General features: G+C 73.6%; 11 protein-coding genes. 5 read left to right on the plus strand and 6 right to left on the minus strand.

Translation table 11 applies throughout. The annotated features are described in order from the left end of the window. Positions 1–104: 104 nt before the first annotated feature. Positions 105–794, minus strand: coding sequence for a GntR family transcriptional regulator (locus M4J07_RS27515; RefSeq protein WP_255975835.1), 690 nt, complete (start codon positions 792–794; stop codon positions 105–107). A gap of 332 nt (positions 795–1,126) precedes the next feature. On the opposite strand from M4J07_RS27515, the gene M4J07_RS27520 reads away from it, so the two are divergent. The 4 genes from M4J07_RS27520 (at position 1,127) to M4J07_RS27535 (ending at position 4,918) form a co-directional block, all read left to right on the plus strand. Further along, on the plus strand, positions 1,127–2,344 hold the full coding sequence (locus M4J07_RS27520) for an MFS transporter (RefSeq protein WP_255975836.1): 1,218 nt from the start codon (positions 1,127–1,129) through the stop codon (positions 2,342–2,344). After that, positions 2,344–3,519, plus strand: a complete 1,176-nt coding sequence (locus tag M4J07_RS27525; protein ID WP_255975838.1) for an aspartate racemase/maleate isomerase family protein — start codon at positions 2,344–2,346, stop codon at positions 3,517–3,519. The genes M4J07_RS27520 and M4J07_RS27525 overlap by 1 nt, the downstream gene beginning before the upstream one ends. A gap of 67 nt (positions 3,520–3,586) precedes the next feature. Next, positions 3,587–4,492: a polysaccharide deacetylase family protein gene (locus M4J07_RS27530; RefSeq protein WP_255975840.1), complete on the plus strand. Its 906-nt coding sequence runs from the start codon at positions 3,587–3,589 to the stop codon at positions 4,490–4,492. A 54-nt stretch (positions 4,493–4,546) separates the two neighbouring features. After that, positions 4,547–4,918: a PPOX class F420-dependent oxidoreductase gene (locus M4J07_RS27535; protein ID WP_255975856.1), complete on the plus strand. Its 372-nt coding sequence runs from the start codon at positions 4,547–4,549 to the stop codon at positions 4,916–4,918. An 18-nt stretch (positions 4,919–4,936) separates the two neighbouring features. Here M4J07_RS27535 and M4J07_RS27540 read toward each other — a convergent pair whose 3' ends face one another. Further along, positions 4,937–6,154 carry a 4-hydroxybenzoate 3-monooxygenase gene (locus M4J07_RS27540; protein ID WP_255975842.1) on the minus strand — a complete coding sequence of 406 codons (1,218 nt, stop codon included), beginning with the start codon at positions 6,152–6,154 and terminating at the stop codon, positions 4,937–4,939. A 29-nt stretch (positions 6,155–6,183) separates the two neighbouring features. After that, positions 6,184–6,726, minus strand: coding sequence for a GNAT family N-acetyltransferase (locus M4J07_RS27545; protein WP_255975843.1), 543 nt, complete (start codon positions 6,724–6,726; stop codon positions 6,184–6,186). Between the two features lie 61 nt (positions 6,727–6,787). Here M4J07_RS27545 and M4J07_RS27550 point away from each other — a divergent pair, with 61 nt between their 5' ends. After that, positions 6,788–7,594, plus strand: coding sequence for a DUF1206 domain-containing protein (locus tag M4J07_RS27550; RefSeq protein ID WP_255975845.1), 807 nt, complete (start codon positions 6,788–6,790; stop codon positions 7,592–7,594). Between the two features lie 64 nt (positions 7,595–7,658). Here M4J07_RS27550 and M4J07_RS27555 read toward each other — a convergent pair whose 3' ends face one another. The 3 genes from M4J07_RS27555 to M4J07_RS27565 form a co-directional block, all read right to left on the minus strand. Next, the gene (locus M4J07_RS27555) at positions 7,659–8,654 is read right to left on the minus strand and encodes an ornithine cyclodeaminase family protein (RefSeq protein ID WP_255975847.1); all 996 of its coding nucleotides are present in this window, start codon (positions 8,652–8,654) and stop codon (positions 7,659–7,661) included. A gap of 53 nt (positions 8,655–8,707) precedes the next feature. Continuing rightward, positions 8,708–9,631, minus strand: a complete 924-nt coding sequence (locus tag M4J07_RS27560; RefSeq protein WP_255975848.1) for an ABC transporter permease — start codon at positions 9,629–9,631, stop codon at positions 8,708–8,710. Beyond that, positions 9,628–10,741: ABC transporter permease (locus M4J07_RS27565; protein ID WP_255975850.1), on the minus strand; the 1,114-nt coding region annotated here is incomplete at its 5' end. The genes M4J07_RS27560 and M4J07_RS27565, both read right to left, overlap by 4 nt.

The following is a 10,741-nucleotide window of genomic DNA, read 5'->3' on the forward strand; positions in this document are numbered from 1 at the left end:
GACGCCCGGCCGCGTCGCTCAGTTCCCTGAGCCACCTGAGCCCCCTGAGCCCCCTGAGCCCTCTGAGCTCTCTGAGTCCCCTGAGTCCGCTGAGTCCCCTCAGGTCACTTGACTCCCCCCGGCTCCTCGCCGCTCCCGGTCCCCTCGTCGTCCTGGAACAGCAGACCCAACGCCACGGCCCGGTAGTGCCGTACGTGTTCCAGCGCGAGCCGGGCCGCCTTCTCCCCGTCCCCCGCCGCGATCGCCTCGCACAGCGCGGCGTGCTCCTCCCACACCGCCGCCGGGTCGTCCACCTGCTGCAGCAGCCAGCGCATCCGGCCTTCGAGGGGTTGCAGCGCGGCGGCGAGGAGTTCATTGCCCGCGAGGTCCACGATGTGGTGGTGGAACGCCGTGTTGGCGCGCGACACCCGGTCCGCCCGCCGGGACGCCGTCGCCTTGCGGGCGCTCTCCAACAACCTTTCCAGACGCCGCACTTGAACCGGCTCCGCCTGCTCGGCCGCCCGGCGCGCGGCGAGCACCTCCAACGCCTCGCGCAGGTCGAAGAGGTTCAGGACGTCCTGGCGGGACAGTTCGCGGACGACGATGCGGCGCGGTGAGAGCGCCTGGAGGAAGCCCTCGCCGAGCAGCACGCGGATCGCCTCGCGCACAGGGATCCGGGAGACGCCGAACTCCTCGGCCACCTCGCGCTCCACCAGCCGGTCGCCGGGCCGCAGTTGGCCGGTGATGATCCGGTCGCGGATGCCCTCGCAGACCTGGTCGCGCAGCAAGCTCCCCTGGTTCTCGGCTCCCGCCATGTCACACCCCCATGTCCGGCCCATGCCTGACCTGCAACGAAGTCCTCACGGTATACCAAACCCTTGACGAGCAGGCTCCGGCTCTCCATCCTTTGGTATGCCATAAGCGGTAAGGCGCACGTCAGAGACGTGTCCGTCTGTCCCCATGCCGTCGCACGATCCTCCACTCACTCCACCCGAACCGAGGGTCCACCATGCCAACTCCCCGCTCGGAGCGTACGGAACCACCAGTTCAGACCGTCAGACCCGCACCGCCCGCACCTACCCCCGACGCCGCGAACTCCCGTCCCAGCCGCACCCGTTGGAGGGTCTTCGTCCTCCTCCTGGGGGTCGTGACGCTCAACTACATCGACCGCGGCTCGGTGTCCGTGGCGCTCCCGCTCATCACCGAGGACCTGCATCTGTCCAAGGAGGTCACCGGGTTCGTGCTGAGCGCGTTCTTCTGGACGTACGCGCTGATGCAGATCCCCGCGGGCAAGCTCATCGACCGGTTCGGGCCGCGCCGGATGGCCGGTGGCGCCTGCGTGGGCTGGGGGTTCGCCACCGCCCTGACCGCCGCCTCGACGGGGGTCGGCTCGCTGCTCGGCTACCGGCTGCTGCTGGGCGCGGTCGAGGCACCGGTGATGCCGGCGGGCGGCAAGCTCAACGCGCACTGGCTGCCCGCCAAGGAGCGCGGGCGCGGCGCCGTGCTGATGGACGGCGGCGCGCCGCTCGGCTCCGCGCTCGGCGGCATCGCCATCTCCGGTCTGATCGCCTGGACGGGCAGCTGGCGTGCCAGCTTCGTGGTGGCGGGCGTGGTGACCGTCGCCGTCGGCGCGTTCGCCCTGTGGTACCTGCGCGACACCCCGCGCGAGCACCCCGCGGTGAACGCCGCCGAGGCCGCGTACGTCGAGCGCGCGCATGCCGAGGAGGACGCGGCGAGCCCCGTCGCCGACGTCAGGGCCCGGCTCTCCGCCTACCTCAAGTACCGCTCGTTCTGGGGCATGTGCCTGGGCTGGATGGGCTTCAACGGCGTCTTCTACGGAGTGCTCACCTGGGGCCCGCTGTACCTGTCGGAGACCAAGGGCTTCGACATCAAGACCATCGGCTGGTCGACGCTCGTCATCTTCGGCTCCGGCTTCGTCGGCGAGCTGCTCGGCGGCTGGCTCGCGGACCGCTGGCAGGCCCGCGGCGGCCGGGCCAACACGGTACTGCGCACGCTCATGGGCGTGGCGGGTGCGGCCGTCGTCGGCGGGCTGCTCGGCGTCGTCCTGGTCCCGGACGCGCTCACCGCCGTCCTCCTCCTGTCCGTCGTGCTGTTCTTCCTGCGCTGGGCGGGCCTGTACTGGTCGCTGCCGTCGATCCTCGGCGGGCGCGCCAACGCCGGTGTGGTGGGCGCCGCCATGAACCTGTCCGGCAACATCGCCGGGATCGTCACCCCGATCGCGGTCGGCTTCATCGTCGGCGGCACCGGCTCCTACACCTGGGCGCTGCTGTACTTCGTCGGCGCGGGCGTCCTGTTCACCGTCTCGTCCCTGGTCATCGACTACTCCCGGAGGCTTGCCGCCTGATGTCCGAACTCCCCGACTCCGTACGCCCGTTGCGGGTGGGCATGCTCACCCCGTCCTCCAACACCTGTCTGGAGCCCGTGACGTACGGGCTGCTGCACGGGTCGGCGGACGCGGCCACCGCGCACTTCGCCCGGGTGCCGGTCACCCGGATCGCCCTGGACGCGGGCAGCGACGCCCAGTTCGACCCGGAGCCGATGCTGGCGGCGGCCCGGCAGCTCGCCGACGCCAAGGTCGACGTCCTCGTGTGGAACGGCACGTCGGGATCCTGGCTCGGTGTGGAGCGGGACCGCGCCCTCGCAGCCGCGCTCACCGCCGGAACCGGGATCCCGGCGACCACGTCGACGCTGGCGCTGCTCGACGCCTGTACCGCGTACGGCGTGCGCAGGCTCGGTCTCGCCCTGCCCTACACCCGCGACGTGGCTGACGCGATCGTGGAGACGTACGCGAAGGAGGGCGTCGACTGCGTCCTCGCGGAGCCGTTCGGCGAGGCCGACAACGAGGCGTTCGCCCGGATACCGGCCGCCGACGTCGCCCGGCAGATCGAGGCGGCGGCGACCGACGGGGCGCAGGCCATCGCCGTCGTGTGCACCAACGTGTACGGCGCCTTCGAGGCCGAGCGGCTCGAACGGGCCCTGGACATCCCGGTGTTCGACTCGGTGACGGCCACCCTGTGGCGGGCGCTCGACCTGGCCGGGGGGCGACCGTCCTGGGGCGGGTACGGGCAGCTGCTGCGCGACGGCAGCCTCCGTGCCCGGATCCAGCAGGTGCTGACGGAGCTGCTGCGGGCGACCGGCGCCGACCGGACGACGTTCCGGGTCGACCTGCCGGCGCACGGGCTCGCGGTGGACCTCACCGCGGGCGAGGCGCTGCGCCCGGGCGTCCGTTCCATCCGCCGCGACGCCTCCCTCGACCAGCGCCGCCTGAACACGGTCGAGTGGCTGGAGGCCCAGCGGCGCCCGCTGGTGCAGCCGCACTTCCGGGACGCCCCGCACCCGCCGCAGGCCCTGATCGACGTGTACGGCGTGCGCGCCCAGATGCTGTCGCCGGTGCAGAGCGGCGGCGCGCTGACCGGCTGGATCTCCGTGCACAGCACGCGCGAGCGCGCCTGGACGCCCACCGACACGGATGCGCTCGCCACGGCCACCGCCGAACTCACCGCTCAGCTCCCCCGCTGAACGGACTCCCCCACCGACCCGACTCTCCCAGCAGCCCGACTCCCCCCGTACAAGGAGCAGTTCACCCATGCCCAAGGACATCCAGATCGCCCTCGGAGTCGACGTCGACGCAGTTGCCGGCTGGCTCGGCAGCTACGGCGGCGAGGACTCGCCCAACGACATCCAGCGCGGCGTCTTCGCCGGCGAGATCGGCACCCCGCGCCTGCTGAAGCTCTTCGAGCGGTACGGCATCCGCACGTCCTGGTTCATCCCCGGCCACTCCATCGAGACGTTCCCCGAGCAGACCCGGATGGTCGTCGAGGCGGGCCACGAGATCGGTGCGCACGGCTACTCGCACGAGAACCCGATCGCGATGACGCCGCAGCAGGAGGAGGATGTCCTCGCCAAGTCGGTCGACCTGATCGAGGAGTTCACCGGCCGCAGGCCGAAGGGGTACGTCGCCCCGTGGTGGGAGATGTCCGAGTCGACGGCCGCGCTGCTGCACAAGTACGGCTTCTCCTACGACCACTCCCAGAACTACCGGGACTTCACGCCCTTCTACGCCCGCGTCGGCGACTCCTGGACGAAGATCGACTACTCGGCGGAGGCGAAGGACTGGATGAAGCCGCTGGTGCACGGTCACGAGGTCGACCTCGTCGAGTTCTGCGGCAACTGGTACGTCGACGACCTGCCGCCCATGATGTTCAACAAGCACTCCCACAACAGCCACGGCTACGTGTCGCCGCGCGCCCTCGAACAGGACTGGAAGGACCAGTTCGACTGGGTGCACCGGGAGTTGGACTACGCCGTCGTCCCGGTGACCCTGCACCCCGACGTGTCGGGCCGCCCGCAGGTGCTCCTCATGCTGGAGCGCTTCATCGAGTACGTCTCCGGGCACGAGGGCGTGTCGTTCGTGACGCTGGAGGACGCGGCGGACGACTTCCGCCGCCGCTTCCCCTTCGACGGCCCGCAGCGGCCCGCCGACATGCGCTGAGCCCCGGAGCGCCGACGGGGCGGATGCTGATCTAAGCTCGCGGCTGTGTCAGCCATGGACGAGATCCGCCCCAGCAAGTACATCAGCCTCACGACCTACCGCAAGAACGGCACCCCGGTGTCGACGCCGCTCTGGCACGTGGAGCGGGACGGTGAGCTGCTCGTGCTGACCGCCGCCGACTCCTGGAAGGTCAAGCGGATCCGGAACAACCCCGCCGTCGACGTCACCGTCTGCGATCTGCGCGGCCGCACCGCTCCGGACGCGCCGACGGCCTCCGGCACCGCCCGCATCCTCGACGACGCGGAGACCGCCGCCACCCGGGTGCTGCTCGCCGAGAAGTACCTGCTCTCCCGGGTCGGCGGCTGGCTGCGCAAAGGACTGCGGCTGCGCCAGAAGCCGCACGTGGGGATCGCCGTCACGCTGTGACGCCCGGGACCCGTCCGGTCAGTAGCGGTCGGCCGTGCCCAGGTACTGCTCGGCGAAGGCGGCCGCCGCCGCGGGCGAGGTGGACAGGCGGCGCAGCCTGGCCAGCGTGGTGCCCGCGCGGAACGGGTCGCCGTGCGAGATCCCGTGGTAGACCTCCGACAGCCACTGCGAGAACTCCTGGTAGTCCCAGACCCGGCGCAGGCAGTCCCGTGAGTAGGTGCTCAGCGCGCTGTCGTCGCCGGCCCGGTGGGCGACGAGGGCGTCGCCGAGGAGGAAGGCGTCGTGCAGGGCGAGGTTCATGCCCTTGGCGGCGATCGGGGCGACGAGGTGGGCGGCGTCCCCGGCGAGGAAGAGCCGCCCGACGGACATGGGTTCCACGACGTAGTCGTGCATGTCGAGGACCCGCTTCTCGATCAGCCGCCCCTCCGTGAGCGGCGCCGCCCCGTCGGCGGCCAGGCGCCGCTGGAGCTGGGTCCAGACACGGTCGTCGGGCCAGTTCGCGGGGTCGTCGCCGGGCGGGCACTGCAGGTAGTAGCGGGTGACCTCGGGGCTGCGCGGCATCTGTCCCGCGAACCCGTCGGGGTGCATGCCGAACAGGACGCAGTCCGCCGACGGCGGCGCCTCCGCGAGCAGGGCCAGCCAGCCGATGCCGTAGTCGTGCCGGGCGACGCGGGCACCGACATCGGTCAGGGCGCGGCGGGTCACGCCCCGGGCACCGTCGCAGCCGGCCACGAACTCGCCCTGCAGCACGCGCTGTTCACCGGTCTCGGCACAGGTGTACGTCACCGTCGGCCGGTCGGTGCCGACGTCCCGCACCGTCACGTCGCGCACACCGAACCGGATGTCTCCGCCGCGCACGTCCGCGTACTCCCGGACCAGGTCGGTGACGAGCAGCGGCTGCGGATAGACGAAGTGGTGACGGCCGGTCAGTTCGGTGTAGGGGAAGCGGTGTTGCCCGCCGTCGAAGCGGAACGCGCAGGCGGTGTGGCGCTCGGCGCGCTTCAGCAGGTTCCCGGCGAGGCCGCGCCGGTCGAGGGCGTCCACCGCCCACTCCTCGATGACGCCGGCCCGGGGGCGCCGCTCGATGAACGCGCGGGTCTCGCACTCCAGGACCACGCAGTCGATCCCGGCGTCGCGCAGGACGGTGCCGAGGGCGAGCCCGGCGGGTCCCGCGCCCACGACGACGACCGAAGTGCGCTCCGGGGACGGTGAGTTGGGGGTGGGGGTGACGGTCACCGGGCCATTATGTCGGCGCCGGGGCGCGGTCAGGCAGGGGGCCGGGTGCGCTTGTAGCGGCTGACCCAGGTGACGGGTCCGCCGGCGTCCCGTTGACCGGGGGCGCCGGTGACCGGGACGTCGCCGCGATGGGCGAATCCGTGGGACGCGTAGTACGCGCGCAGCCGGTCGTTGTCGCGCACGCAGTCCAGGCGCACGGTGGGTGTGCCGTCGCGGCCGGCGGTGTCCTGGACCCAGTCGAGGACGACCGCGCCGAGGCCCGCAGCCCGGCGGCGCACGGCCATCCGGTGCACATAGACGGCGTCGCCCGCGGTGTCCGCCCAGAGCGGGTCGGCGCGGTCCAGCGTGACGGTGCCCGCGATCCCGTCGTCGGTGTGGACGAGCCAGGTCTCACCGCGCTCAAGGGCCTCCTCGATCCAGGCCGCCTCGAAGCGGGCCGGCCACTGGGCGATCCCCCGGTCCGCAAGCCGGCCGGCGGCTTCGTCGAGCACCCCCAGCACGTCACCGGTCTGCGCGGGCGTCGCCTGCCGGAAGGTGACCGGGCCGCCGTTCCATCGCCGTGTCGTCGTCATGCCGGCGATGATCCCAGCCGGCCGGGAGCGTGTCCGGCGCGGGGCGGGGCATCCGGCAGCCATGGGAATCGACGCTACGGCACGACGGGTCGCCGACGGCCGGGCCGCGCGCGGTGCGACGCGGGCCGGGTTCGTCGCGCGCGGCATCGTCTATCTGCTCATCGGCGCACTGGCCCTGCGCATCTCCTTCGCCGGCGACGAACGCCGCCAGGCGGACCGGGGCGGGGCGCTGGCCGAGGTGGCGCACCAGCCGTTCGGCACGCTCCTGCTGGCGGCGCTCGGACTCGCCCTCGGCGCGCTCGCGCTCTGGTGCCTGTCACGGGCGGCGTTCCGCCACGACGAGGTGCGCGAACGGCTGCTGTGGGCGGGCCGGTTCGTCTTCTACGGCGTGGTGAGCTACTCGGTGCTCGCCTACGCGGCCGGGGACCGGGGCAGCGGAAGCGGCGCGTCCGACCAGCAGTCCGACGACCTCACGGCGACCGTCCTCGGCTGGCCCGCCGGGCAGTGGATCGTGGCGGCCGTCGGTCTGGGCACCGTCGGTGCCGCGGGGTGGATCGCCGTCCAGGCGATCCGGCGCGCCTACCGCAAGGATCTGCGGACGTCGGAGATGTCCCCCGTGGCGGAGCGCTGCGTGGACGTCCTCGGCACGGTCGGCGGTACGGCGCGCGGCTGCGTCTTCGCGGCGGTCGGGGTCTTCCTCGTCGTGGCGGCGGTGCGCCACAGCCCCGGGGACGCCAAGGGCATGGACGACACGCTGCGGTCCTTCAGCCACACCCCGGCAGGCCCGGGGCTGCTGGCCGCGGTGGCGATGGGCCTCGCCGTGTTCGGCATGTTCTCGTGGGCGGAGGCACGGTGGCGCCGGCTGTGACGGGGCCGGGCCGGGGCCCTCGCCGGTGGGCGGAGCAGGTCCCGGCCCGTCCGGGTCCGGGCGGTCACGCGCCCAGGTCGACCGGGATGCCCGTCCCCCGCTCCCGGGCCAGGTCGATCAGCATCCGGGCCACGGCGAGGTCCTGGAGGCCCACGCCCACCGAGTCGAACAGGGTCAGATCGTCGGTGGCGGTGCGGCCGGGGGCCCGCCCGGTGAGGACGTCGCCGAGTTCGGTGCGGAAGTCGTCCTCGCCGAGGGCGCCCTCGGCGAGCGGGACGAGGACCTCGCCGGACTTGGTGCGTGCCGTGTCGTAGGCGTCGACGACGATCCGGCAGCGGACGACGGCCTCGGTGTCGAGTTCGCGGTGGTCGGGCCGGGGCGGCGCGCCGACCGCGTTGACGTGCTGGCCCGGGGCGAGCCAGGCGCCGCGGACGACGGGTTCGCGGGACGGGGTGAGGGTGCACAGCACGTCGGCGGCCTCGGTGACGGCGCGCGGATCGTCCAGCACCTTCGCGGGGACGCCGAGTTCGGCGGTGATCCAGTTCGCCAGGGTGTGCGCGTGCTCCGGGGTGCGGCCCCACAGGACGACCTGGTCGTAGGGGCGGCCGGGGAGCAGGGCGCGGGCGTGGGCGCGGGCGAGGGGCCCGGTGCCGACGAGGCCGAGGGTCGTCGCGTCGGGGCGGGCCAGGGCGCGGGTGGCGACGGCGGTGGCGGCCGCGGTGCGCACCCGGGTGAGTTCGGCGCCGTCCAGCAGGGCGGCGCAGGCACCGGTCTCCGCGTCGACCGCGAGGACCGCGGAGCGCTGGACGGGCAGTCCGGCGGCGCGGTTGCCCGGTAGGTCGGCGAGGAGCTTGACGGTGGCGAGGCGGTCCGGGGCGGAGGCCGCGGCCATCGCCACGAACGTTCCGTCACCGCCGGGGAGTTGCATCGCGGGCGGCACGGGCAGCACCGCCCGGCGCTGCGCGAGGTCGCGGTGGGCCCGGGCCACGGCCGCCTCCACCGCCTCGACCTGGTCGGCCAGCAGGGTGCGGATGGTGGAGCGGGTGAGGATCAGGGTCATCGTGCGGATTCTCCCGGGTGAGGACGGGTGCGGGTGCGGGGCGCGCGGGCGGGTCAGCTGCCGCGTACGAACGGGGTGGTGAGCCCGGCCGGGGCGCGGCTGCGGCCCACGAGTCCGCTCACCGCGAGGAGCGCGAACACGTAGGGCAGCGTGGTCAGGAGCGGTGCCGACAGGTGCAGGCCGAGGGCGGGCGCGGCGAACTGGAGGGACTGGGCGAGGCCGAAGACGAGGCAGGCGAGCAGCGTCGGCCAGGCGCGCCAGCGGCCCGCGATCACGGCGACGACGGCGAGATAGCCGATGCCCCCGGTGATGTTGTCGCTGAAGGCGTGCACGTCGGCGAGGGCGAGCTGGGCGCCCGCGAGGGCGGACGTGGCGCCGGTGAGCAGCACGGTCGCGTACCGGATCGTCCGCACGGGCAGGCCGCAGCGGTCGGCGGTGACGGCGTCCTCGCCGACGGCGTCGACGGCGAGTCCCCAGGTCGTGCGGCGGCTCAGCGCCACGGCGAGCACGGCGGTGACCGCGAGGGCCGCGTAGCCGAGCAGGGTCAGCTCGAACAGGGCCGGGCCGAGGACGGGGATGCGGTGCAGGAGGGGTACGGGCAGCGGGTCAAAGCCGGGCAGCGCGTCCTGCGAGCCGTCGCCGAACAGCAGGCGGGAGCCGTAGGTCGTCGCGCCGAGGGCGAGGGCGTTGGCGGTGATGCCGGTGACGATCTGGTCGGCGCGCAGGGTGACGCTGAGCAGGGCCTGCAGGGCTGCGAAGAGCAGACCGGCGGTGAGCGCGGTCAGCACGCCGACGGCCGCGCTGCCGGAGGCGTGAGCACCGGCAGCGCCGGCGAACGCGCCGGTGAGCATCATGCCTTCGACGGACAGGTTCAGGACTCCGGCACGTTCACTGAGGAGTTCCCCGGAGGAGGCGAGCAGCAGCGGCAGGGCCATCCGTACGCCGCCGGCGGTGAGTTCGTCGAGGACGGCGCTCATGACGTGCTCCCGGTACGGCGGTGGGTGACGAGCAGGGCGGCGGCGATGACCAGGACGAGCACGCTCTGCACGATCTGGACGGTCGACGCCGGTACCTGGGCGGCGAGTTGGAGGTTGATGCCGCCGCTGGTGAGGAAGCCGAAGAGGAGGCTCGCGGCGACGACGGCGGTCAGCGAGCCGCGGGCGAGCAGGCCGACGACGAGGCCCGAGAAGCCGTAACCGGAGGAGAAGTGTTCGGCGAGGACGTACGGGGCGGTGGCGACGAGACAGCCGCCCGCCACGCCCGCGAGTCCGCCGGCGAAGGCGAGGCCGCCGCCTTCCAGCCGGCCCACGGGCAGCCCGAGGCGGGCCGCCGCGGCGGGCGAGTGCCCCACCGCGGTCAGTCGCAGGCCGACGGCCGTGTGCCGCAGGACGACGCCGGTCACCACGGCGAGGACGGCGGCGATGACGACGACGGCCGTCGCGGGTGACTCCGGGCCACCGATCAGGGGCAGTTGGGCCCCGGCGGGCAGCGGTGCGGACTGCGGCAGCGTCTCCGACGAGGTGACGGGCTGCCGCAGCAGCGCCTCCTCGTGCACGGCGACGGCGACCATCCCGATGCCGACGAAGTTCAGCAGCAGCGTGGTGATCACCTCGCTGGTGCCGCGCCGGACCTTGAGCCACGCGGCGATGCCCGCCCAGGCGGCCCCGGCGAGGAACCCCGCGGCGAGGATCACCGGCACCCCGAGGACGCCCGGCGTTCCGGCGGGCAGGGCGAGGCCGGTGGCCGCGGCGGCGGTACCGCCCGCGCACAACTGGCCCTCGCCGCCGACGTTCACGAGTCCGGCGCGGTGGGCCACGGTGAAGCCGATGGCGATGAGGGCGAGCACGGCGGCCGAGTCGAGGGAGCTGCCGATGGCGTACGGCGAGCCGAACATCCCCTCCCGGAGGGCGGCCCCGGCGACGGCCGGGTCGGCGCCCGCGCCCACGACGAGCAGCAGCCCGACGCCGACGGCGACGAGTCCGGCGAGCACGGCGACGGACACGGGGTGCCGGGTCAGGGCGTGGAGCCTGGCGGTGCGGCCCGGCTCAGGAGACGGAGCGGACGTGGGCGCCGGAGAGGGTGGCGGT

The organism is Streptomyces longispororuber, from assembly GCF_024448165.1.
Classification (GTDB): domain Bacteria; phylum Actinomycetota; class Actinomycetes; order Streptomycetales; family Streptomycetaceae; genus Streptomyces; species Streptomyces longispororuber_A.

Bases quoted from the DNA above. Each gene is read 5' to 3' on its own strand.
- M4J07_RS27515 (WP_255975835.1), bottom strand. From the start codon at position 794: ATGGCGGGAGCCGAGAACCAGGGGAGCTTGCTGCGCGACCAGGTCTGC.
- M4J07_RS27525 (WP_255975838.1), top strand. From the start codon at position 2,344: ATGTCCGAACTCCCCGACTCCGTACGCCCGTTGCGGGTGGGCATGCTC.
- M4J07_RS27530 (WP_255975840.1), top strand. From the start codon at position 3,587: ATGCCCAAGGACATCCAGATCGCCCTCGGAGTCGACGTCGACGCAGTT.
- M4J07_RS27535 (WP_255975856.1), top strand. From the start codon at position 4,547: ATGGACGAGATCCGCCCCAGCAAGTACATCAGCCTCACGACCTACCGC.
- M4J07_RS27545 (WP_255975843.1), bottom strand. From the start codon at position 6,726: ATGACGACGACACGGCGATGGAACGGCGGCCCGGTCACCTTCCGGCAG.
- M4J07_RS27550 (WP_255975845.1), top strand. From the start codon at position 6,788: ATGGGAATCGACGCTACGGCACGACGGGTCGCCGACGGCCGGGCCGCG.
- M4J07_RS27555 (WP_255975847.1), bottom strand. From the start codon at position 8,654: ATGACCCTGATCCTCACCCGCTCCACCATCCGCACCCTGCTGGCCGAC.
- M4J07_RS27560 (WP_255975848.1), bottom strand. From the start codon at position 9,631: ATGAGCGCCGTCCTCGACGAACTCACCGCCGGCGGCGTACGGATGGCC.